General features: G+C 40.5%; 31 protein-coding genes and 2 pseudogenes. 5 read left to right on the top strand and 28 right to left on the bottom strand.

What is annotated here, in order from left to right; translation table 11 throughout:
• The 7 genes and pseudogenes from ACM0OY_RS34495 to ACM0OY_RS34465 form a co-directional block, all read right to left on the bottom strand.
• Positions 1-255 (bottom strand): annotated as a pseudogene (locus tag ACM0OY_RS34495) (hypothetical protein); the annotation flags it as partial.
• A 226-nt stretch (positions 256-481) separates the two neighbouring features.
• A complete protein-coding gene (locus ACM0OY_RS34490; RefSeq protein WP_414573264.1) occupies positions 482-1,198 on the bottom strand; it encodes a hypothetical protein in 717 nt (238 codons plus the stop codon).
• 140 nt (positions 1,199-1,338) lie between these two features.
• The gene (locus tag ACM0OY_RS34485) at positions 1,339-1,749 is read right to left on the bottom strand and encodes a hypothetical protein (protein WP_414573263.1); all 411 of its coding nucleotides are present in this window, start codon (positions 1,747-1,749) and stop codon (positions 1,339-1,341) included.
• Between the two features lie 8 nt (positions 1,750-1,757).
• Positions 1,758-1,925 (bottom strand): hypothetical protein, encoded by a 168-nt coding sequence (locus tag ACM0OY_RS34480; protein WP_414573262.1) that lies wholly within the window; start codon positions 1,923-1,925, stop codon positions 1,758-1,760.
• A gap of 173 nt (positions 1,926-2,098) precedes the next feature.
• Positions 2,099-2,815, bottom strand: a complete 717-nt coding sequence (locus ACM0OY_RS34475) for a hypothetical protein (RefSeq protein ID WP_414573261.1) — start codon at positions 2,813-2,815, stop codon at positions 2,099-2,101.
• Positions 2,808-3,224, bottom strand: a complete 417-nt coding sequence (locus ACM0OY_RS34470) for a hypothetical protein (protein WP_414573260.1) — start codon at positions 3,222-3,224, stop codon at positions 2,808-2,810. Before ACM0OY_RS34470 ends, ACM0OY_RS34475 begins: the two co-directional genes overlap by 8 nt.
• A gap of 186 nt (positions 3,225-3,410) precedes the next feature.
• On the bottom strand, positions 3,411-3,710 hold the full coding sequence (locus tag ACM0OY_RS34465) for a hypothetical protein (protein WP_414573259.1): 300 nt from the start codon (positions 3,708-3,710) through the stop codon (positions 3,411-3,413).
• Positions 3,711-3,948: 238 nt separating this feature from the next.
• Here ACM0OY_RS34465 and ACM0OY_RS34460 point away from each other — a divergent pair, with 238 nt between their 5' ends.
• The gene (locus ACM0OY_RS34460; protein ID WP_414573258.1) at positions 3,949-4,254 is read left to right on the top strand and encodes a hypothetical protein; all 306 of its coding nucleotides are present in this window, start codon (positions 3,949-3,951) and stop codon (positions 4,252-4,254) included.
• Here the strand turns inward: ACM0OY_RS34460 and ACM0OY_RS34455 are convergent.
• Genes ACM0OY_RS34455 through ACM0OY_RS34440 form a run of 4 tightly spaced genes read right to left on the bottom strand, consistent with a single transcriptional unit; the run spans position 4,216 to position 5,931 of the window.
• Positions 4,216-4,440, bottom strand: a complete 225-nt coding sequence (locus ACM0OY_RS34455; protein WP_414573257.1) for a hypothetical protein — start codon at positions 4,438-4,440, stop codon at positions 4,216-4,218. The genes ACM0OY_RS34460 and ACM0OY_RS34455 overlap by 39 nt on opposite strands.
• 2 nt (positions 4,441-4,442) lie before the next feature.
• The gene (locus ACM0OY_RS34450; RefSeq protein WP_414573256.1) at positions 4,443-4,742 is read right to left on the bottom strand and encodes a hypothetical protein; all 300 of its coding nucleotides are present in this window, start codon (positions 4,740-4,742) and stop codon (positions 4,443-4,445) included.
• A 53-nt stretch (positions 4,743-4,795) separates the two neighbouring features.
• Complete coding sequence (locus ACM0OY_RS34445; RefSeq protein ID WP_414573255.1) at positions 4,796-5,662, bottom strand: hypothetical protein; 867 nt, start codon at positions 5,660-5,662, stop codon at positions 4,796-4,798.
• An 8-nt stretch (positions 5,663-5,670) separates the two neighbouring features.
• Positions 5,671-5,931, bottom strand: coding sequence for a hypothetical protein (locus ACM0OY_RS34440; RefSeq protein WP_414573254.1), 261 nt, complete (start codon positions 5,929-5,931; stop codon positions 5,671-5,673).
• A gap of 152 nt (positions 5,932-6,083) precedes the next feature.
• On the opposite strand from ACM0OY_RS34440, the gene ACM0OY_RS34435 reads away from it, so the two are divergent.
• Entirely contained in the window at positions 6,084-6,863 is a 780-nt protein-coding gene (locus ACM0OY_RS34435) for an Rpn family recombination-promoting nuclease/putative transposase (RefSeq protein ID WP_414573265.1), read from the top strand.
• A gap of 33 nt (positions 6,864-6,896) precedes the next feature.
• Positions 6,897-7,070, top strand: coding sequence for a hypothetical protein (locus ACM0OY_RS34430; RefSeq protein WP_185564668.1), 174 nt, complete (start codon positions 6,897-6,899; stop codon positions 7,068-7,070).
• 449 nt (positions 7,071-7,519) lie between these two features.
• On the opposite strand, the gene ACM0OY_RS34425 is transcribed toward ACM0OY_RS34430, so the two are convergent.
• From ACM0OY_RS34425 to ACM0OY_RS34360, 14 genes and pseudogenes are all read right to left on the bottom strand, one after another.
• The gene (locus ACM0OY_RS34425) at positions 7,520-7,801 is read right to left on the bottom strand and encodes a hypothetical protein (protein ID WP_414573253.1); all 282 of its coding nucleotides are present in this window, start codon (positions 7,799-7,801) and stop codon (positions 7,520-7,522) included.
• A 30-nt stretch (positions 7,802-7,831) separates the two neighbouring features.
• The gene (locus ACM0OY_RS34420) at positions 7,832-8,365 is read right to left on the bottom strand and encodes a WGR domain-containing protein (protein WP_414573252.1); all 534 of its coding nucleotides are present in this window, start codon (positions 8,363-8,365) and stop codon (positions 7,832-7,834) included.
• 86 nt (positions 8,366-8,451) lie between these two features.
• Entirely contained in the window at positions 8,452-10,074 is a 1,623-nt protein-coding gene (locus ACM0OY_RS34415; RefSeq protein ID WP_414573251.1) for an AAA family ATPase, read from the bottom strand.
• Complete coding sequence (locus ACM0OY_RS34410; protein ID WP_414573250.1) at positions 10,061-10,315, bottom strand: hypothetical protein; 255 nt, start codon at positions 10,313-10,315, stop codon at positions 10,061-10,063. Before ACM0OY_RS34410 ends, ACM0OY_RS34415 begins: the two co-directional genes overlap by 14 nt.
• Positions 10,316-10,349: 34 nt before the next feature.
• On the bottom strand, positions 10,350-10,556 hold the full coding sequence (locus ACM0OY_RS34405) for a DUF2997 domain-containing protein (RefSeq protein ID WP_414573249.1): 207 nt from the start codon (positions 10,554-10,556) through the stop codon (positions 10,350-10,352).
• Positions 10,557-10,559: 3 nt separating this feature from the next.
• Positions 10,560-11,003, bottom strand: coding sequence for a DUF1257 domain-containing protein (locus ACM0OY_RS34400; protein ID WP_414573248.1), 444 nt, complete (start codon positions 11,001-11,003; stop codon positions 10,560-10,562).
• Positions 11,004-11,074: 71 nt separating this feature from the next.
• Positions 11,075-11,647, bottom strand: a pseudogene (locus ACM0OY_RS34395) (hypothetical protein); the annotation flags it as partial.
• Positions 11,648-11,793: 146 nt separating this feature from the next.
• The gene (locus ACM0OY_RS34390; protein ID WP_414573247.1) at positions 11,794-12,054 is read right to left on the bottom strand and encodes a hypothetical protein; all 261 of its coding nucleotides are present in this window, start codon (positions 12,052-12,054) and stop codon (positions 11,794-11,796) included.
• On the bottom strand, positions 12,051-12,245 hold the full coding sequence (locus ACM0OY_RS34385) for a hypothetical protein (protein ID WP_414573246.1): 195 nt from the start codon (positions 12,243-12,245) through the stop codon (positions 12,051-12,053). Before ACM0OY_RS34385 ends, ACM0OY_RS34390 begins: the two co-directional genes overlap by 4 nt.
• 6 nt (positions 12,246-12,251) lie before the next feature.
• Entirely contained in the window at positions 12,252-12,548 is a 297-nt protein-coding gene (locus tag ACM0OY_RS34380; protein ID WP_414573245.1) for a hypothetical protein, read from the bottom strand.
• A 293-nt stretch (positions 12,549-12,841) separates the two neighbouring features.
• The gene (locus ACM0OY_RS34375) at positions 12,842-13,258 is read right to left on the bottom strand and encodes a hypothetical protein (protein WP_414573244.1); all 417 of its coding nucleotides are present in this window, start codon (positions 13,256-13,258) and stop codon (positions 12,842-12,844) included.
• Positions 13,259-13,305: 47 nt separating this feature from the next.
• Positions 13,306-13,578: a hypothetical protein gene (locus ACM0OY_RS34370; protein WP_414573243.1), complete on the bottom strand. Its 273-nt coding sequence runs from the start codon at positions 13,576-13,578 to the stop codon at positions 13,306-13,308.
• A gap of 90 nt (positions 13,579-13,668) precedes the next feature.
• On the bottom strand, positions 13,669-14,226 hold the full coding sequence (locus ACM0OY_RS34365; protein ID WP_414573242.1) for a hypothetical protein: 558 nt from the start codon (positions 14,224-14,226) through the stop codon (positions 13,669-13,671).
• 122 nt (positions 14,227-14,348) lie between these two features.
• On the bottom strand, positions 14,349-15,254 hold the full coding sequence (locus ACM0OY_RS34360; protein ID WP_414573241.1) for a hypothetical protein: 906 nt from the start codon (positions 15,252-15,254) through the stop codon (positions 14,349-14,351).
• A gap of 957 nt (positions 15,255-16,211) precedes the next feature.
• Between ACM0OY_RS34360 and ACM0OY_RS34355 the strand changes: the two genes are divergently transcribed.
• Positions 16,212-16,460 (top strand): hypothetical protein, encoded by a 249-nt coding sequence (locus ACM0OY_RS34355; protein WP_414573240.1) that lies wholly within the window; start codon positions 16,212-16,214, stop codon positions 16,458-16,460.
• A 166-nt stretch (positions 16,461-16,626) separates the two neighbouring features.
• Here the strand turns inward: ACM0OY_RS34355 and ACM0OY_RS34350 are convergent, their stop codons facing one another.
• The 3 genes from ACM0OY_RS34350 to ACM0OY_RS34340 form a co-directional block, all read right to left on the bottom strand.
• Positions 16,627-16,929, bottom strand: a complete 303-nt coding sequence (locus ACM0OY_RS34350; protein WP_414573239.1) for a hypothetical protein — start codon at positions 16,927-16,929, stop codon at positions 16,627-16,629.
• A 256-nt stretch (positions 16,930-17,185) separates the two neighbouring features.
• Complete coding sequence (locus tag ACM0OY_RS34345) at positions 17,186-17,749, bottom strand: hypothetical protein (protein ID WP_414573238.1); 564 nt, start codon at positions 17,747-17,749, stop codon at positions 17,186-17,188.
• 427 nt (positions 17,750-18,176) lie between these two features.
• A complete protein-coding gene (locus ACM0OY_RS34340) occupies positions 18,177-18,503 on the bottom strand; it encodes a helix-turn-helix transcriptional regulator (protein ID WP_414573237.1) in 327 nt (108 codons plus the stop codon).
• Positions 18,504-18,888: 385 nt separating this feature from the next.
• On the opposite strand from ACM0OY_RS34340, the gene ACM0OY_RS34335 reads away from it, so the two are divergent.
• Positions 18,889-19,262: DUF1392 family protein (locus ACM0OY_RS34335; RefSeq protein WP_414573236.1), on the top strand; the 374-nt coding region annotated here is incomplete at its 3' end.

Genomic DNA, 19,262 nt, shown 5'->3' with positions numbered 1-19,262 from the left:
AAGTTTTAGCGATCGCACTTTTTTACCCGACCTCACAAAATCGCGTTGCTCCCCTGCCCCAACCGCAGATGTGGCCAGGGTGATGAACTTAGCGAGATTCATGCCATTACGTTCATCTCTAGCACGGATTAACAGCTGGTCTTGTCTTTCTTGCAGCCAAGAGCCGATATTACCAGCTTCCAAATACTCAATACTAGGATAATCGCCACGTAGCTGTGCCGTTTCTTGTGTTCCAAGTATTGGTATTTGCTCCATTTTTCGCCTCTTGTTACAAATCTAAGTTTTTGGATGAATAATTAAGGTATGGGAGAAGTTAGAGCTAATTTGTAAACTCAAGTAAAGTACTTGTTCAATAAGGGTTTCAGGAATTTAACTCAATACAGCACTTGTTCGCTGAAACTCAGACCTAGTAATGAGTTGAGTACCCTTAAGATTTTCTTTACGAATCAACTCTTAAAGAATTCTTGCCAAGAACTAGTGCTTACTTAGTCAATTTCCAAATGCTGTAACCAATCTCGCCTGCCATCATCGAAACGATGTTGTAAGCAAAACAGGCAATGATTGATAATGGGTTTGTGTATCTAAAAGGCCACCTACCTGCAAATGTGGTAGTGACATCTATCAACCAGAAAAATAATGCGATCGCTCCACCCGTGTAACGCTCTTTCATACCAGCCCTCTTATAATCACCCCACAGAGCAACTGTTAGGTCAATATTTCCACTAGGTTTGCTGCCAAGGGTGTATTGTTTTGACTCCTCAAACTCATTTTTGGCAGTAGTTGGATCTTTGCCCCGCAATGTGCGAGCTTCCATCACTTGAACGAGCGCAGAGATACCAAAACTAATCCAAAATAAGGCATTAAATGGCAATTGTAACCAACCAATCCAACCTACCCATTCGGTTTCAAACCAGGGCAAAAGGGGTTTTCCTTGAAATAAAACCTGCCAAATACTATCAGTAGAAAGCAGTGTGCCAATCCAAAAACCAATTGCACCAACAAGCTTATAACCAGACGTGCCAGGAGTAACGAATTGAGCAACAATATGCGAAATAAAGATGAATGGCAGTGAAACCAACGTGACAATCCATCGAGCAAATAATTCTAGGTAGTCGCTCTGGATCTTTTTTGGTTGATTCTGTGGTGCTGGTTCCGCTTTAGGTTCTGAATTAGCACTCTTTGGAGTGAGATATTTCATAGTCGTCAAAATCCTGAATAAGTTGAAGGATTTTTTGCTCTATCACTAGAGCGATTAGATTGAAAAACAAACATTCGGGAACTGGAATTAGTGGAAATATTTGATGGCTTATTACACTGTTTAATGTACAAATTGGGAAATCAATTACTAGGATTTTCATACTGCGGCGAATTCTTACAAGCATTTCTGAATCTATATTTCCATTTCCATTCACGTGCTTCAATTCGTCCAACACATTTACCCGTTGAGTCATAGACAAAAACTGTTTCATCTTCGAGATACCCTGTAGTGTTGGGTCTGGGGTTAAATCTTTTAGAGTCCAAATAATCGTTGATTCGCAACTTCTTGAAAGAGGGCATAACTCCAAGAGAGTTAATTTTGTCGGCGGTCGCTGCTCTTTGCTCGGCTTTAATGCGTTCTAGTTCTTCTGATTCTCTGATGGTGATGCCACTGTTATAAGTTTTGAATTGGGCTGGCAGTTGCGATAACCAAGGACTAATGATTAACCCCATGCCCAATAACCCCAACAGTGCTTGCTTTTGGTATTTCATCGCTAGAATTAGCTTGAAGTAGGTTCGTATAGCTCTAAAATTTTGCCAAAATTATCGATGGTATCTGCAATCGGCTCATCCTCAACAACTTCTTCCACTTGAATGGTCGTCTGTTCCAGCTCTAGTTGTGGAGTTTCAAAGCCGATAATATTTAATATCTCCCGTTCTAGATTCATGATTACCTCCAGAGAAAAACAGCAATGAATGTTTTATTGTTGCAATTGAATTTTGTTTATATCTGTTTGGGCTGACGTTGGGTGAGTTAGCCGAATGTACACAGACAACCCAATGCAAACTAGTAAAAAAATAATTGAGAACCCCAATAAATTTGAGATGAAAAAACGCTCTATCAGATTGAATAGGGGAGTTTTTTGCTCAATAAAGAGCGTGTCAAATTTTTCAAGTCCTTGATTGTCGTTGGTGGTTTCGACTTTTTTTCTGGTGTTGGTACTCCTAGTTCTTGCAAAAATGCTTTGGGGTCAAAACCAGGGGTAGCAGTTTCGGTTAGGTTTTGAACTTCTTGTTTGATTTCTATCCCAGTCTTTAACCCGTAGTCTTTAGTAATTTGTTGCCTAATTTCAGGATTTTTGGCTAATTGATAAATAAAAGCTATTTCCTCGAACCCATTTTGCGTCCGTTGGTGCAAGCTTTCAAGATCAAGCTCACTTTTGATCTCATCGAATAGCTCTTGTTCAAACTGATGAACAGCGAACGCTTGGGCTACAACCTTACCTGCAACAATGTCAAGGAATGCTTTAAACGTTTCTTGACTCACTCCTTCAATTCTCAACTGTTCGCTCACACTTTCCATAGCAGCCGTTTGTATATTCGTCAAACTACTTCCATCTCCTAACAGCTTCGATTTGTCGAGGGTGGTTTGCGCTAGATTGAACAACTTGTCCAAGCGATCGCTAACCTCAACATCGAATTGGAGACCATCAGGATTGATGCTTGGATCTTCCTTGGCTAATTCCTGTAAACCAGCAATAATTTTCTCAGAAGAGTAATTTCCACTTAGCAATTCAAACAATTCTGCACGGCTAAATTTATCTTGAGTCTCAGACATTTTGTAATTCTCCAGTTAAGCTTTGTGTGAATCTGATTTGTTCGGCTTCAAATTCTTTAATGGTGTACTCAGACTTATTGGCTTCTACAATTGACCGAGCTATTTCAATCTTGGTTGTGCCTTGGTCTAAATCTCCAAACACTTCGCCAATTCTGCCTAGCACCCATACTTGATAAGGACGGATTAAGGGCGCTCTGAGTCTTTTTTCTTGAGCCATCCTCTGCATTTGAATTCGTGCTAATTTATACTGAGGAATGCTTTCGGCTACCTCTGCCCAGCGCTCCCATGTGCGATAACAGATGTCGAGAATTCGCCGCATTTTGGCATTGGTCATGGGTAAAACCAGGGGGTTTAACCCAGAAGATGTGGTTTTTTGATGAAAAAGTTCTTCTCTCCACGCTGGGTTCATCAATAGTAAGTCAATAAGTAGTTAACGTATAAAAAACATGGTCAATATCTGTGTTAATTTCCGTATGAATTTGATGTCATATTCTGTATAAACACAGGGTGGATTAACTGTGATTGACCTTGTTTTTCAATACTAAAAAACCGCTTCAAGCGGTTCAATAGGATTTTGCTAAATTGAGCAATTGTTTTATTTGGAGTAATTTTGCAATTTGGAGTACTTTGGAGAAAAATTTTTGACGTTCTCCATCTCTCTAATTAATAGTATGACTACCCATTCAGGCACTTGTTTTTTATATAGCCAACAAGAAATAGTTTTAGTTGTCGGTGGCGTATAACCTGTACCTTCATACCACTTATGAATTAACGGCTCTATTAATCTTGTCGCTGTTGAAACAAATTCATATTCCCCAAATTCGACTGTATAGCCAGCAGCCTTTACCATTTCGTGTGCTATCTGTTGCAATTTATTCTGGGGAGACTTGGCCATTTTTTTTACCTCCCTAATTAATGTGTCTTGCCATTACTGCCTGTGATTCCAATTCACTAAAAATTTGAAACAGATCCAAATCCAGAAACCCTTGTTAAGTAAGGATTCCTTCATTTTGAATTTTGAATTTTGAATTTTGAATTGGTATGATTGTTTCTCACATTTACTAAATAAGTATTTTTGTTCTACCTTCTTTTACCATACTATACCGTACTAAAATTTGCATCTATAACGTAAAGTGCCGTACTATCAGAAAACTATTTCTTTATTAGATATGCCGAAACCAGGATTTAAAACCATTACTGTCCCTGAGTGGATTATTGATGAAATTAAACGGCAGCCTGATTATCGCGGTAATCAAGCAGCCACACTAGGCCAACTAATTAAGGATGGAATAGCTGCTCGTAATAGAAAATTAGATGAGCCAGAATTGCTGACTGGACGAATACTAAATCATTTGCCTAGTTGGGATAGAAAAAAGTCTTGGAAGTTAGCTTTGACTATTTTACAGTGGCTGCAAGAAAGCGAACCAACTGTTGATTGAATTAGATGTTACCGCTCTTAGGTTTTGGATGATTCTAGTGTTACGCATTGCAGCAAGACTGTCTAACCCCGCCTCTGATTCAAGATGAGAGGCAGGGTTTATACCATCGGGCAATATCCCGTCTGCACGATACCCAAAATCAACGTAAAAATCTACAAAATCTGATTCAAAGTCTTCAGCGTTCATGGTTAGTTTTTGATTAATTCTGCTCGTTCTAAACAATCCAATAAAGCTTCTTTGTAGTCACTTCCAAAACTCGTGAACTGGAGATAACAATTATCTACACACTGGAGATCACAGCGAGGTACTTCCTCATAATCATCTTCAGTTAGTTCTGCTTCTGGAATGCTATCATCTGCTGGAAAATATTCAACGTTTAACTCTATTCTCCAATTGCGCCAGTCATCATCTTTGAATTCAAGTGTTCCTTGTGTAAGCGAATTTTGTTGAAGTAATTCAATTACTTTGTTTAAGTTAATTCTTGGCATTTTTTTCTCATAGTTGAAAAAATATAGCAGCCAACGCGGGCTGCTTTTGATTTCTATCGAATAGCTGCTGGAGTTTTCAGCCCCGCAACATAATTCATCCATTGCCGGATGGCTTCTATCTCAGGTGTGCCATTCGCAACTGCACCCAACACCTGCTGCTGATATGAACTGGCGCTGTGATTGGGGTCAATCTTGTCTGCTGCCCAAGCTAGGCAAATGTCTCTCACTAGTTTATCGACCACAGATACAGGAAGTTCGCTAGGGAATGACACATTCTGAAATTGCAGCCACTCTTTAATTAAGTCCACTGGATAATTTGTCAATGTGCGGACTTGTTTAATTCTCAAGTCTTGTGAATGAACCGCAGCAGGTTTTGGTTTACTTGGAGAGGGTGTTTGTAGAACAGCATTATCATTTTCATCCTCATCCAAATTATATTTAGGACTGGTGGATAATTTTGACTGAATCTGCTGTATTAGTCCTGCCCAGTCAGCGTTGGCATCCCAATCTCTACGAATTTTAGTTTTGGCTAAAGCATCATACAAGGCGCAGAACACAACATTTTCCTCTCCAGGATTAGCAACAATTGTCACAGGTCTAGAGAAATCCTCGACAACTGATGCGGCGAGTAAGAAAGACTTAGTAAAGTTAGTCTCTATCCCGCTTCTAACGACATAAAGTTCATCTGCCAAGATGAATATATCTAGTTTCAGGTTGTCTTTGCCTTTGTAATCTTTATCTGTCAGTTGTATTTCGCTAATATAACCGGTTAATGCTCTCTGGGGTATAGGAGTTTGTTTATCGAGAGCAACATCAAAGTTATACCAACCATAAACTTGACCGTTGATTTCTAACTTCTTAACGTACAAGTAAACGGGTAGTGGTGGATTACCTAAGCCTAGTTTAATTTCAGTGTTCATTAGAAATTTTATCCTTTATCAGTAGTATTGTTTTGTGCAGATTGTTTGTACATTCGAGCTTTATTCATTTGATGACTAGATGCCTTAATTAACGGCATTGCTGCTTCTTTTACAGACGCTTTCGCTTGCTCAAAAAGAAACTGTGTTGCGCCTTCTGCATCTTCTTCTGGCTCGATTTGACCCCATAATGAGCAGCCTAGTTCTACCGATTCAAAGTCACCAAGATTAAATTTTCTGTGGTAAGTTACGGAGATTGTTTTGATTTCCATACAAATTTATTCAATTTTTTAATGGTTTTCAGCGAAGCTATTCTCTACTAAATGAATTCTTAAAATTATCAAGAATAATCGTTTATAATTGATTATTATAACTGATTTCAAGTAATTAAAGTCTGCCATAAAACTTAACTAAATAATGAATGATGTTCGATAATACTTGTAAATTAATTGCTGAATTGTATTCTCCTGATTTTGCAACTTGGTTGTTAGGTAAACCCATCACTTTAACTAAGTTAAGCCCGACAGAACTATCAATAGAACCAATTCGGGCCGATGCTTTAATCATGTTGCAATCAGATGAAGTTGTTCTCCACATAGAGTTTCAAACCGAGCCTGATGAAAATATGCCATTTCGTATGGCTGATTACTACTTGCGGATATATCGTCGTTTTCCCAATAAACAAATATATCAATTTGTGATTTACTTGGATAAAACCACGTCGGAGAAAGTGTATCAACTCACATTTACAACAGGAAAAATGAGGCATGAGTTTGATGTAATTCGTTTGTGGGAACAACCATCAGAAATATTTCTAAGAACTCCAGGGCTGTTGCCCTTTGCTGTATTAAGCGCGACTGAGAATAAGGCTAGTACACTACAACTTGTGGCGGTGGCTGTTGATAAAATTAGTGAAAGACGGACACAGAGCAATATTTCTGCTGCTGCTGCAATCTTAGCTGGGTTAGTATTAGATCAAGAAGTGATTGGGCGTTTATTTAGGAAAGACATTATGCGAGAGTCAGTCATTTATCAATCAATTCTGAGCGAAGGTAAAGAAGAAGGGATTGAATTAGGTGTTCGCCGTGTTGCTGTTAACCTTCTAAAAGAAAATATGCCCGTCGAAATGGTGGCTAAAGTCACTGGATTGACAATCGAACAGGTGCAAAGTTTGGTTATGACAGACGTTGAGCAATCCGAATAAGCAATATACTTTTGTTTCAATCAAAGGAATACCATGCGTGAGTCAGTAGTTTATCAATCAATCAAGACCGAAGGCGGCGATGAAAAAGCCCGTCAAATTGCTATCAATATGCTGATTGAGGGTATGAGTGTTGACTTAATTGCTAAGTTAACTGGCTTATCAGTGGAACAAGTGCAACAATTAGAACAGCAGCAAACTCAAGAGTAACTTAAGATACTTCCTCGCTCGTTATCCTAACTTCCACAAAAGGCCCAAGACAACCACCACTTCACCCAAGTAATGCAGCACATCGCCCAAATGCGTTTTCATTCTTCAGTTCTCTAAATTATTTTGATTGTTAATACTTGAGTGTTGTTGCTTATACTTACCCATTTGATAAGCCGAAGTTTTAATCAAGGGCAGAAACTTTGGCTTGTTTAAACAAAAATTCTCTAGCCCCTTGTGCATCTTCTTATGGGTCAATTTGTCTCCAGAGTGAACAGCCTATCTCTACCGACTTATAATCGCCTAAATTGAATTTTCTTTGATAGGTGACAGAGATTGTTTTGATTTCCATAAAACTACTATTTTAAAACTTCTAGAGATTCAGCGTAGCTGTTATTGAAAACTTTTAACTATACTCCCCAGCCAAATAAATAACTGAGGAATATAATTATTTATTCTACATTGATGTAATCGCTTGGATCTAATTGATACGGGGAAAATCCATCTGCATCACTACGGTAAATTGGTTCTACATAATCTAATACCACCTCATCCGCAATAATCTCTGTTCTTGTGTAAAGAGATGTAATTTGTGTGTTCATTTCTGGGATATCAATTCCTAATTGTTCACATATTTCTCGAATTTTTAGGTATTGAGGATGTATTTGTTCATCATTATGAGAATTATGTCCATACCCCTCTGATTCCCAAGAGCTAACAATTATTTTTGCCATAGTTTTACTCCTTCTATACTGCAAATTACGCTAAACCACTCGCCAGAAATTCTTGCTGATTGACTTCAGACTAACAACTTTCTCGCTAGAATCATCTATTGACTGCTGCAATTGTTCAGTAGGCAGCAGTGAGTTTAGCAGTCGAATCTGGTGGTCTACATCTTCAACTGTTCGGTAAACAGTGCGCGGATCAATCTGCATTCCCAGTGGCGTTGGCACGAGTTTCAAATAATTATTCAGTGATTCAATGTAGCCAGGATTAAAGTTTTTGGTGGCTACATAAGGACGCAGAGTATTTAAGATTTGCAACGCCCTTCTGATATCTCCAATGCTGCAAGAATCAACTTGAGGACGAGTCTCTTGATATCCCTTAGATTTCTTATCAAAAACCAAATTATTATACTTGCTGATGGCTTGTTGGGGATTGTTGAAATTGTGGGTTTTGGTTTGGGATTTGTAACCCACTCGTCCCCACTGGACTATTAAGTTGTTGCCCTCAACTTTCGCTGACCAGAATTTGTTGCTGTTGTTTACAGCGTCAGCATAAACTAAATATGTTTCCATGATTTTTATTTTGAAGAAAATTACCAGTAATTATTTGCCAAGCAAACAATTACTGGTAAATACGTTATTGTTCAGTTTCCTCTTCATCAGTTCAAATTCCGAAATCGAGCAGTCCTCAGTGATTTCGTTTGTTTATCAGCGATCGCACTAGAAGCCGCCCTTGCCGTCTTCGCCCAATCTCTCATCCGCTCAACTGCCGCAGCATCCTGCACAGCCAGTGGTGTAATCGTTTGCCGAATTGCCTCCAGATCGCCAAGCGATACCTGCTGAGGTCTGCCTTCATCAAATGCCAACAGAGCAGCTTCACCAGCCAGCGTTTCAAGTTCTGCCCCGGAAAATTTTGCGGTGTTAGCAGCGATCGCCTCTAAATACTCGTCTTCAACAGTAATGCCAAAGCGTTGCAGATGGATGCTGAGGATTTGCACTCGTTCAGGAACGGTTGGTAGGTCTACGAAGAAATTTTCATCAAATCTGCCTTTTCGCTTTAGCTCCGTTGGTAGTGCTGTCGGGTCATTGCACGTCGCTACAACGAACACACCTGACTGGCATTCGCTCATGAACGTGAGGATAATTCCGATAACTCGCTGTGAGACTCCGCTCGTGTCATTTTGACCAGAGAGTGCCTTGTCTATTTCGTCAATCCAAAGGATGCACGGTGCGATCGCTTTAGCAGTTTTCAAAGCACGTCGAATATTCCCCTCTGATTCACCAACCAGAGAACCTAGCATTGATGAAATGTCGAGTTGAAGCAATGGTAAATTGAGAATATTAGCAATATTCTTTGCCAACAGACTTTTCCCAACTCCGGGCGGCCCCGCCAGCAGCACACCTTTGGGTTGAGGTAGACGCAGCGCACGCGCCTCTTGCGTAAACAGACGCCGACGACGATTAAGCCACTCACGCAATAAATCCAAGCCGCCAAAGGGGATGATTGCAGGTTTTCCAAGCTCAATGCCCATTTGTGAGAGCAGCCGGGTTTTGTACTGCACAGCTAATGGTGTAACAGTCGCATCAATAGTAATCCCATTCGGATTCAAACGCTCTTTGACACTTAGCCGTAAGAAGTCGCTGATTTCTTCGAGGGTCAAGCCTAGTGCAGCACGAGCTAAAGATTCTCTCTGAGCAGTCGTCAAGGAGATTGTGAACTTAACTTGCTGTTCTAGAGCCGATTCACCCAAATACTGCAAATATGAATCAAGATGTTCTTGAATCTGCTCGACAGTGGGTAGTGGCACTTCAGCAAACGGGATTAGCCTTACCAAAGATTCGTGCAGTTGAATGTTTTGACCCAGGAAGATAATCCGTTTGTCTGTGGGTTTTAACCTATGGTAGAGGTTTTTCACCCGTGTCAGGATTTCCCAAGACAACTGCGGAGAATTTTTCGCAATGAAAGGATGCACATCACCCAGGATAAATACGCCATTGCCTGTGAAGCTTTCAATATACTGGAAAATGTAGATTAACGGGTCTACTTGCAGCGGTCGCTTGTACTCTGGCACGGGCTTAAAGACCAATCCACCATCCGAGGCAATCTGGCACTGTTCCAAGGTGGAGACTCCTAAATTCCAGAAGTAGGTCGGGCATTCAAGTTTCTCTTGTGCTTGAGAGGTAAGCCACTGAATGATTGTCGCTTCTTCAGGTGACAAAACTTCAAGTGCAACTATGGGGATTTGAGAATCCAAGGTGCTGAATAAGTTATTTAGGTTCATGTTGATACAGTAATGGTGATAATTCTTCATGGGTGCTTATATGTTGGACAAGCACTTGATAACATTCGGCATCGCCGTCAAATACTTCTGCTACGCCGTTATTGTCTGGGTAAGCGAGCGCATTGACGATGGCATTAAGCAGCACGCACAAACCTTCAGTATTAGCTTTGACGATCGCAGGCTGATGGGCTTTTTGTTGCGGGTAAATGTGGATAAACGGGTATTCTGGGGTTAAATCCATAAAAGTTGGGGGAACTAAATTCCCCCGCTTTTCTTTACTGGTGCAGTCTTGTTTGATGGTTGTTCGTGGTTCTGATTTGTTGGGTTTGAGCTTCGTCTTTAAAAGTGCGATCGCTCACAATCCCCAAAGCTTCCTCAAAGGGCTGGGTGGCTTCTAGACAACTCAACCCTTCAAAGCCTTGTGCTTCCACTCGCACTTCACCCGTGAGTTGGTCAAAATGTATCAAAATTGCGCGTTCCATAAATTACCTCCGTGCGAATTGCGATATTTCCTGATGTCCGGCAAAGGTTAAACGTAGGGTTTGCACTTGCCCTGTCCCTTCTTCGCTAATAGTGCATTCGCCAAACCGTTCTTGTAATTCGGCAGCTTTCGCCAGCACCATCCGCCGTCCGTAAGCTGGCATTAGTTGATTTGAGTAGAATTTGCCCCCAAGTTGCTTGATGACTTCATACTCGTCCTGGATCATCTCGTACTCCGAACCAGTCCACTTAAAACCCATATCTGCACGGGCATTGAAGCGATTGCCAGGGACTATAATCTCTGCACGTTGTCCCTGCGAACCACCGTAATAACCTTTAAGTGCCTGTGGTGTTTCATAGACTTGAGGCTGAAGCTTGAGATCCTCCAAAGCTTGTACCAAACATTCAAGGGATGTGAGTTTTGTTCTAACTGTGGAAAAGTGTGACATATTTAAAACACCTAAGAATTTTCGATTTTGTGCAATGCTTGTAAGCAAAACTCACTACATTGCACTCTTTTTTAACGGAACTTAAAGGCGCTAACAGTAGCAACCGTCAGCCCAACGTCAGAACTCGCTAGTTGTTGCAAGTTGCGTTGCTCGTCGAGTAGCTTGACCCGTATTTGCTCCATCTTTTCTTGGAGTTGACTACGCCCAACACCCCCCAAATTCTTGTCTACAATCGCTGGATCATCGACAATTGAATTCAAATGCTCCATCATTGATTGCAAACTACCGCCAGCTTCAGGCGAGGCATTTGCCAACAGCACTTGTACCTTCATTAGATGTTTTTGCATTTTCTTCTTAAACAAGACTGGCTTTCGTCCAGGTTCCCAGTCAGCTAATTCTTCTAACAACTGCGCGGCGAGTTGTTCGCCACCAGCGATCGCGGCTTCCTTAAGCCGTTGCTCCAGGTTTTGGTCGTACTGTTGGATGAACTGGGTGATTTGGTTGAGACAAAGAGCTTGTTGCTGGTTCAACTGCTCCGATAGTGCTGGGATAATGACTGGACGACCGATAATCACCTGCAAACAATCTTCTAACTCAGCTAAAGTGGGAAATGCCTTGAGTAAATTAGCCTTTACTTCCTCGTAGATTTGTTTGTTGATTCTGGTTGTTCCTAAAGTTTGACTATTTTTGATTTGTTGGATATTTCGGATAACTCGGTAAACTATCTTCTTGGAATCGCCCCTGGTAACTTTAACAGGATGTTTTACAACTCGTGGTTTATATTTCGACATCACAGCAACCCCATCTGCACAACAGTTTGTTCCTTCGACGCTTCGTAAGTCATCCCTTGAACCTCCTGACATCGGATAGATAATCGTGTCTCATTGAGGCTGATTTCTTTTGTCTTCCTTTGGTTTGGCAGGGGCGAAAACACATACTTGATATTCTTACCACTACCATCAATTCGCACATATCTATAACGTGTACCCTCAACCATGTATACTTTCGATTGGGTTAGGGTTTTTGGGTCATAAACAGGATCTAGTTTCATGACTTTTTCTCTAATTCCAAGTAAAAACCTGCACCTGTATTTGCAACTTTAGCCAAGTTGCTATCCACCAATTTCTGAATTACGTCCCTACTAAAATTCAGTTGCGATAACTTAGCTCTTCCACCGCATCTCTGGAGATAGCGTAAGCAGGGATAATAAGAAGAAGCTGATTGAACACGTTTTTTCGACATACTTTTCTAGCTCAATACTTTGAGACACTGCGCTTTGCGCTTCAAATTCCCCCGTCCATCATCACCATTGGTCGTAATTGTCGGCTGTTGAGAGCATTGGGATTTTGATATTGTCCAATCCCAATGATTGATTTGCGTTTTCTGACGATGTTCTATCAGTACAATCTTGCCTTTGTGTGCTGGGTCTTTACCACTGATTAAATAAGCATCACCCAAAGCATAAAATCCAGTGGCTACATAATGCCTTTTATCTAGCCCCATCAGTGCATCCCAAGCCTCTTGAAGTTGCTGTAGTTTACTCATTTATTGCGTCCCAATTTTTTCCAATCATCCAATCCAAGCGCAGCATCATACCAATTCGCAATTCGCAATGACGCTCGTTCCTCGCTACCGCTTCGCTAACGCAATTCGCAATTAAATACAAGGAATCTTTTATTTGTTTAATTGCAAATTAATGCTCATAAACCCTTACCTATCAAAAATCTAGTAGTCTCTAATAGGGGTGGGTTTCAGTTCTCATTAATTACAATTGCGAATTGCGAATTGCGTTAGCGGAGCGGGGCGTTAGCCCATTGCGAATTGTTTTTGATGTTGTATTAAGCAGCAACTTTTTCTTTAACTGGCTTAGATAACCTAGATGCAGCACTATTTGTGCGTTTAGGCTTTGAAATCGCTGGATTGACTTTACCAAATGGAGTTTGAATCTTCAGATCGGCATTTAACTCTTCTTGCAGTAACACTAACTGAGTCAAATACCAATCAACTTCTTCCATGATTTCTGCTTCAACTTCTTTTGGTGAAAGCGGCGTAATCTGATGTGATTTGAGGTATTTCACGTCCTCAGAAAACCGAGAATTCATTACTAGATATCGATAGCCACTGCCACAGCTTTCAGCTAAGGCACTATCAAGTGGCAGCACTTCAAAACCAATGATCTTACCTTGCTGCGTCCGTTGTCCTACGTTAAATTTTGGTTTTCCGTAGCCGATTGGTAGACTGATTGTTGGTTGCATTTTCATCACCTTTGCATTAATTGATTGTGTTGTCGGTAGCAAAATTCTTACAGATAGAAATGCTCAAAAATCTGATTTAATTTTTCTTTCTCCTCATCTGATAGAGCGTTAAAATCAAACTCTTCCGAGTCCCAAACTTCGTCAAGACTGACAGATTCATCAATGATGCTTGCAATCAAACAAGTTCTATCGTCATAGCCCCATCCGTTAGCCAAAAGCCAAAGCAGGACTCCATCAGATTTCAATAGTTTGGACAAGTCGAACTCCTCAGAAAACTGTTGTAAGTTTTCGACAGTTGGGTGGACGATTGCTGTGGTCATTCTTTTTATCGGTAGTAGTGAATTTACAAGATTTATTGCAAAGCTTGAGCAACTAATGAGATACAATTGCTCAAACCAATTAACAACTATCTAAAACACCATTTCTGCTGCTGCCCTAACTACAGCTAGAGCCTGTTTACTGGTTTCTCGCCAGTCTGTTTGTTCATTATAGTTAGTCATAACTAACTCGCTTCCTATCCACACTCGACAGAACAACACGCTCTCGTCTGTCCCCGGCTGCGGTTGAATTGTAACTGGAGAATAAAGCTGTTGTGGTGTCAGTAGAGCGATCGCCGCTAACAACCCTTTTGCAAAGTGAGTATCATGACCAGACTCAAGGATGTATGTTCTGTCAGCGAGTATAGTAGCCAACAGTTTGTAAACTTCTTTCCCTCTGCGTTCACACTTCTCGAATTTGATTTCTCGCAGATATCCTGTTAAGGCAGTTTGGGCGATCGCACTTGGTTCACCATTACTGAGGGTGTACCACAGTGAACCGTTGTGGCGATTGCAGTAGATTTTGCAACTGCCAGCCTCAGAGTGCAATCCCAATTTCGGCTTATTGATTGCTGCAACTAACTGCTTGAGTAGTTCTTCTTGGCGCATTAAAGCAGCAAGTAATTCTGCATTATTTTCTTGAGAGGTCATTTGTTTATCCAATACATTTCACTCTCTCATTGGCGAAGCCGTTAATCTCAGATGTATCAAGCGCAGAGCAAATAAAACAGCGCTCTTGATTTCACAAAAGCGCTTTTTCTTACAGTTACAGATTATTGATGTGAATAAAATCTTGCTAGCAAATCTTCACGAGATAATTCAAGACATAGTGGAGTAAATTCTTCTGGTGTTAACTGCAATAAACTATCGACTACTCTCGCTAATTCTTCATCCACAGAACCAAACCTAAATCTCAACAGGTTTTCTACAACTTGGCGTTGTCCTTGTTGTACGCCCTCTTGGATACCTTGTTGCTTAGTAGTTTCTTCCCACTGTTGATAAGCTTGCGACAAGTTCATGATTAGCTCCCGGTCATCTTCTGTTAATTCGTCTTGCTGTTGAATCAAAACAATGCGCCAGTTAGTAATTAGTTTAAGAATATTCTGTCTTAACAAATTACTTTCTGGCAGTTCTAGTAATTCAGTGACAGCTTGACGTTGTGTTTCTCCTCTACCTAAAATCCTCAGCCATAATGTTTCTGATGTTATTGGTAGCTCATTAACTGCGATCAACGCTCCTCTAAAGCACTTTTGAAAGAAGTAAACTCCACTTGGCCAATTTTCTAAATCTAGTTTAACCTCTAACTCTACCCACAGAGCCTGATTAGCACTGGGTGATATAATCCACAATTGCGGCAAGCTCTCTTCTGCCAATTTCCGTCTCTGTCTTTTCGCTTGGCGTTGTGATGCGGCGATGACAGCAAATAACTTGAGAAAACAATTGCGGATATCTGTTCGAGTCGGTTGGGTACTAAACGGCTCAAACAAAGTGGTGTTAGTTAAAGCAATTTTCCCCAGTAACCCCAAATTTGGGTCTTGAGAAGGAATTTCTGGGGTAAAAAGTACATCTACAAACCTTGCTTCATCCCGTACCTGAGTGTTAACTTTTACCCTTCCTAATGGAGTCAACAATTCCTCCAAAAAATCCTTTGCAAACTGATCGTGTGGCTTGGTGGTCATATCAAAAATCAGAATTTAGTAATGATTGAGCATGATTGATTAGGTTAAATAAACTGGACTATTGTTTTAGCACAGATGTAAATCTCCATCTAATAAATATTTAGTGAAACTAGAAGTCCCAGTAGGCAATCTCAAATATAGGTAACCATAAGCAACAGTTTGAGCTAATAAAGTGTTTTTTTAGCAAATATTCAACTCCAATAACCAGACCTTAAATATTGCCTGTCCCAAAGTGAATCGAGGAATAGATTCTTAAGAAATACTAAAGAGCAATTGTATAACATTTCCTGATTGTTGAGTTTAATAAGTTTGTAAAAAACTTTTGGAAAGATGTTAGTTGAGCAGCCCCATCTAAAAAAATCATAGCTATAATCAGTATCGAGGAGAAGAAAAACTATATGCACTATTAAGGGGAATAGCTGCTGATAGCAATCATAGATTTTTATCTATTACTATTTGACATCGATAAGTCGAAAAACGTGAACTTTCTACAGTAGCTACTTAGGCAATTTAAAAGCAGAATAATTCTTAAATAAAGTTGAAGTTGTTATACAATTTCAACCTGAAAAGCCTGTCATAAATATGACGCAAAAGATAAAAGTTTTCTAACAATCATCTATAACTATGACATTTTATCAGTTACAGACAGGAGAGTTTTTTTGTTTTTCTGGAATGACAAAAGCCAAAGTTTATCGAAAGGTAAATGCCTCTTATTGCAGCCAGAATGGTTTTTTACAAAAAATTCGTTCACATACAAGGATTAGACGCTTAACTTCATCGGAGGTTCAAGTGTATTTAGAAAGTAGAATTCCTCAGCAGTCATTCATAACTAGCCGCTCAAAAAATCTAGTTGTAGAGCGAAATTAGACGCGATCGCTTTCTATTCACATAGAGCGATCGCTCTGGTTTTACTATTTGTACGATTTGGACATGGTTGAAAATTCAGATATGTTATAAATGAGCGTTGTTACTCTGCTCACAGTTATGACTTTCCACCAATTACGCACAGGAGAGTATTTCCGAATTCCTGGGATGACTAGTCGTTATGTGTATAGAAAGGTAAATAATTCATCCTGCCGCTTGAATGGTTTTTTGCAACCAATTCATTCTCAATCTCTAGTCAAACGGTTGAATGTGGCTGAAATCAAAGAGTACATAGTGCAACAGCAATCTGAACTTGAAAGTTTTGAAACAGATTATTATTAATTAAATTCCGCTTCGCACAAAAACATTTGTTACTGGAATCGAGCCAACAGCCCCACATCTATCGACTAAAGCCTCACACAAATCAGCCGACTTCACCCCAACAACCCCCGGCTGAATCTCACTAGTTAATCCATTGACAAGCGATTGAAAGTCGGAGTGGTTGTCGTTAATTTCTAGCTCTATCAAACCTGGGGTTTGTGATGTGATTGTTGCCCAAGGGGGAAGATTTGAAGAAGCACTCGTCAGATAAAGTTTCACTTTGCACCTCCTGGTTAGTCAAGACATCGATAAACGGCTCGATACAGTCCATCGCTTCTCCCAGATAATGCAGTACATCCCCCAAGTGCGTTTTCATTTCTGGCTCAACGTCTTGCTGATTAGCTAGTGCAAGCCAATTTGCATCTTGAGCGATTGCTTGAATCTGGGCATAGCAAATATTAAATGTTCTGAGCATTTCGTTCGGTTCCATTTTTCATGTTCCTTCAACAATTTCAGGAAAATAATGAAATAGATCCAAACCCACCAAAGCCTTTTGAAGTGGGGTATGGGGTGTAGGGGGTAGTAACGAGGAAGATTATGAATGTTCATACTTTGTTTCTAATTTTCTTAATTTTTTCTTACGCCCAATACCCTACTCCCAACAAAGAGTCTTGACGAGGTTAGGTCTTTGCAAGCGTGTCATTTGGGGCGATGCCATAGAGAAGCCACTGCCTTTTTCCCTTGAACTACGCTACCGCTACTGGTCGCACTCCCAGATAACCAATTACCTTCTCCGCAGTATCAGCCATCTGGTTCCTTCCATACAGTCGTGGTCGAGAATACCAGCCCTCTGCATTGCATCCAACGAAGCCAACCAAATGACCATTCTGAAAGACTTTTATGCTGAACGATAGCCAATCAATATCCCCATGCGACAACCCATACTTACGACAAGCTTCTTCGAGTTCGTCAGATAATCGGTCGTTTCGCTGACGCGGTGTTTCTGGTTCAGCGATGGTTCGTTTAACTTCGGCTACTCTTGAGGCAAACCAATTCCTATCAAAAGGCAGTCTTCCCCCGTCGTTTAGTTGTACCCATACAGTAATCCCGCCTTCAATCCACATAGTTCTGATTTGGTCGGGGGTGCTATTGATGATGGTTGCAATGATTTGGCGATCGCGGTGGGTTAGCGGGTCTTGGGTTGGAGCGACCGTTTCAGACTGGGTTGCAAGAAGCTGATTTAGTTCTTCTTGTGCTAGGGATTGCTCGTCAATAGGAAGGGCTTGCTGTGTTAGTGTTCCGTAAGTCATAATAGAACTCCTTGGATAAAGGGAAAGGCGATCGCAGTGTTTTCCAGACCTCAGCGATCGCCTTTGTTTTTACGAACTAACGTTGTGGATTCCCACAACGTATTCACCTAAATTTGGCGCAGCCTTTCTAAAAAAATGCCTTGTGTCAGTGACCGAGGCTTGCAACAGCAGCATATATGCTTGATTGGGCGACAGTCGGCCTGCTTAAGAGCGACTGAGCGTACTGCTTTTGCAATTTTTTATTCATCGATTCATCATCAATGCAATCAATCTCCCCTCCCGTATCCATCACCTTCTCTGGGTTCACCAGTGCTTCAGTTACCCTTCCAGGCGGTTGATTGACTGTCTATTTCATGGTTCTGAATGTTTAGCACCGCTTTATTTACTAAGAGGCTGGTACTTGTTCCTCCTTACATTTATAAAATTACTACATGGTATTGTCAAAAGTCAAGAGTATAGAGCAGATTCTTTGTAGGTTTTCTGTATCTAACACCAGTGCTGGGAATAACTGCCAAATGGGTATACCTATTGCGTTGCAGATTGCTAAAGCATCTTCTTTATCAATAGATTCTGGTCTATTGGATGTATTTCCCCATTCTAAATTTTGAATGAATTGCCTACTACATCCTGCTTTTGTCGCTAACTCTTCTCGACTCATCTTGCCACGTAATTCTCTTAAACGCTTGCCCATTTTTTCATCCCAAGCAAACCGAGATATGTAAGATAAGTCCACAAGCACTACTCCTTTACTCATTTATTTACTCATATTTTTACTACATCATATTGACAAAGATGAAATTTTTGCCTACATTAAGTAGTAACAGCAAGGAATATAAAAGCGATCGTTTCGCTTGAAGATAGCGATCGCTCGTTCATCTATTTGTATAAAGTGAGCTAATTATCATGCTGGCACATAAATAACGTGAGTCAGATATTAATCAAATGCTCCGAGTAATCAATAACTAAAAACGACCATCCAGCATAAAGTTGTACGTTAGTGAAGCTTAATGAAGTTATCGCTCATGGATGGCAGGCGATGAGTAATTATCACTAGTTTTTGATTACAAAACTTAAAAATTGAAGCGGCATAGTTGCAATGCCGCGACAGTTCCATGCGTCAAAAATTCAGAGGAACAAGCATGACAGAACAAATCACAGATTTAGAAAAATGCTGGTATCTCTCGCCGCCTTGGGGCAATCAAATCCCACCAGTAGAAGTCAACTTGTCCGAAAAAGTTTACCTCAAAACCAACACAACATTCGGCTACTGCTGCGGTGTGCAGTGGTATGGCGATTGCTGGAATTACGTTATTGATGTCAAACATGACTTCATCTACACGACAAAACATCAAATTATCGGCACTGGTCAAATCCAACCCAACACTTTGAAAAAACCTGCTTTCGTGTTGGGCGAACGTGTAATGTTGCAATTCCCCAATCACGGCACAAAGCAAAGGCTAAGGGACTTCCAGAGAATAAAATATACAGTTAACAAAAATGATAATCATTCTGA

The sequence above is a fragment of the Nostoc sp. CCY 9925 genome (genome assembly GCF_963920935.1).
GTDB lineage: Bacteria > Cyanobacteriota > Cyanobacteriia > Cyanobacteriales > Nostocaceae > Nostoc.
The sequence above is the reverse complement of the archived record's forward strand: the minus strand, read 5'-3'. Positions and strand labels throughout refer to the sequence as shown.

What these genes read in the sequence shown, in the direction of transcription:
- ACM0OY_RS34420 (WP_414573252.1), bottom strand. Translation starts at nt 8,365, where the DNA reads ATGGAAACATATTTAGTTTATGCTGACGCTGTAAACAACAGCAACAAA.
- ACM0OY_RS34370 (WP_414573243.1), bottom strand. Translation starts at nt 13,578, where the DNA reads ATGACCACAGCAATCGTCCACCCAACTGTCGAAAACTTACAACAGTTT.
- ACM0OY_RS34380 (WP_414573245.1), bottom strand. Translation starts at nt 12,548, where the DNA reads ATGAGTAAACTACAGCAACTTCAAGAGGCTTGGGATGCACTGATGGGG.
- ACM0OY_RS34490 (WP_414573264.1), bottom strand. Translation starts at nt 1,198, where the DNA reads ATGAAATATCTCACTCCAAAGAGTGCTAATTCAGAACCTAAAGCGGAA.
- ACM0OY_RS34430 (WP_185564668.1), top strand. Translation starts at nt 6,897, where the DNA reads ATGCGTGAGTCAGTAGTTTATCAATCAATCAAGACCGAAGGCGGCGAT.
- ACM0OY_RS34435 (WP_414573265.1), top strand. Translation starts at nt 6,084, where the DNA reads ATGTTCGATAATACTTGTAAATTAATTGCTGAATTGTATTCTCCTGAT.
- ACM0OY_RS34470 (WP_414573260.1), bottom strand. Translation starts at nt 3,224, where the DNA reads ATGAACCCAGCGTGGAGAGAAGAACTTTTTCATCAAAAAACCACATCT.
- ACM0OY_RS34475 (WP_414573261.1), bottom strand. Translation starts at nt 2,815, where the DNA reads ATGTCTGAGACTCAAGATAAATTTAGCCGTGCAGAATTGTTTGAATTG.
- ACM0OY_RS34390 (WP_414573247.1), bottom strand. Translation starts at nt 12,054, where the DNA reads ATGAAACTAGATCCTGTTTATGACCCAAAAACCCTAACCCAATCGAAA.
- ACM0OY_RS34465 (WP_414573259.1), bottom strand. Translation starts at nt 3,710, where the DNA reads ATGGCCAAGTCTCCCCAGAATAAATTGCAACAGATAGCACACGAAATG.
- ACM0OY_RS34355 (WP_414573240.1), top strand. Translation starts at nt 16,212, where the DNA reads ATGAGCGTTGTTACTCTGCTCACAGTTATGACTTTCCACCAATTACGC.
- ACM0OY_RS34345 (WP_414573238.1), bottom strand. Translation starts at nt 17,749, where the DNA reads ATGACTTACGGAACACTAACACAGCAAGCCCTTCCTATTGACGAGCAA.
- ACM0OY_RS34440 (WP_414573254.1), bottom strand. Translation starts at nt 5,931, where the DNA reads ATGGAAATCAAAACAATCTCCGTAACTTACCACAGAAAATTTAATCTT.
- ACM0OY_RS34450 (WP_414573256.1), bottom strand. Translation starts at nt 4,742, where the DNA reads ATGCCAAGAATTAACTTAAACAAAGTAATTGAATTACTTCAACAAAAT.
- ACM0OY_RS34350 (WP_414573239.1), bottom strand. Translation starts at nt 16,929, where the DNA reads ATGGAACCGAACGAAATGCTCAGAACATTTAATATTTGCTATGCCCAG.
- ACM0OY_RS34425 (WP_414573253.1), bottom strand. Translation starts at nt 7,801, where the DNA reads ATGGCAAAAATAATTGTTAGCTCTTGGGAATCAGAGGGGTATGGACAT.
- ACM0OY_RS34385 (WP_414573246.1), bottom strand. Translation starts at nt 12,245, where the DNA reads ATGTCGAAAAAACGTGTTCAATCAGCTTCTTCTTATTATCCCTGCTTA.
- ACM0OY_RS34375 (WP_414573244.1), bottom strand. Translation starts at nt 13,258, where the DNA reads ATGCAACCAACAATCAGTCTACCAATCGGCTACGGAAAACCAAAATTT.
- ACM0OY_RS34480 (WP_414573262.1), bottom strand. Translation starts at nt 1,925, where the DNA reads ATGAATCTAGAACGGGAGATATTAAATATTATCGGCTTTGAAACTCCA.
- ACM0OY_RS34485 (WP_414573263.1), bottom strand. Translation starts at nt 1,749, where the DNA reads ATGAAATACCAAAAGCAAGCACTGTTGGGGTTATTGGGCATGGGGTTA.
- ACM0OY_RS34445 (WP_414573255.1), bottom strand. Translation starts at nt 5,662, where the DNA reads ATGAACACTGAAATTAAACTAGGCTTAGGTAATCCACCACTACCCGTT.
- ACM0OY_RS34340 (WP_414573237.1), bottom strand. Translation starts at nt 18,503, where the DNA reads ATGAGTAAAGGAGTAGTGCTTGTGGACTTATCTTACATATCTCGGTTT.
- ACM0OY_RS34410 (WP_414573250.1), bottom strand. Translation starts at nt 10,315, where the DNA reads ATGGATTTAACCCCAGAATACCCGTTTATCCACATTTACCCGCAACAA.
- ACM0OY_RS34400 (WP_414573248.1), bottom strand. Translation starts at nt 11,003, where the DNA reads ATGTCACACTTTTCCACAGTTAGAACAAAACTCACATCCCTTGAATGT.
- ACM0OY_RS34360 (WP_414573241.1), bottom strand. Translation starts at nt 15,254, where the DNA reads ATGACCACCAAGCCACACGATCAGTTTGCAAAGGATTTTTTGGAGGAA.
- ACM0OY_RS34455 (WP_414573257.1), bottom strand. Translation starts at nt 4,440, where the DNA reads ATGAACGCTGAAGACTTTGAATCAGATTTTGTAGATTTTTACGTTGAT.
- ACM0OY_RS34365 (WP_414573242.1), bottom strand. Translation starts at nt 14,226, where the DNA reads ATGACCTCTCAAGAAAATAATGCAGAATTACTTGCTGCTTTAATGCGC.
- ACM0OY_RS34405 (WP_414573249.1), bottom strand. Translation starts at nt 10,556, where the DNA reads ATGGAACGCGCAATTTTGATACATTTTGACCAACTCACGGGTGAAGTG.
- ACM0OY_RS34415 (WP_414573251.1), bottom strand. Translation starts at nt 10,074, where the DNA reads ATGAACCTAAATAACTTATTCAGCACCTTGGATTCTCAAATCCCCATA.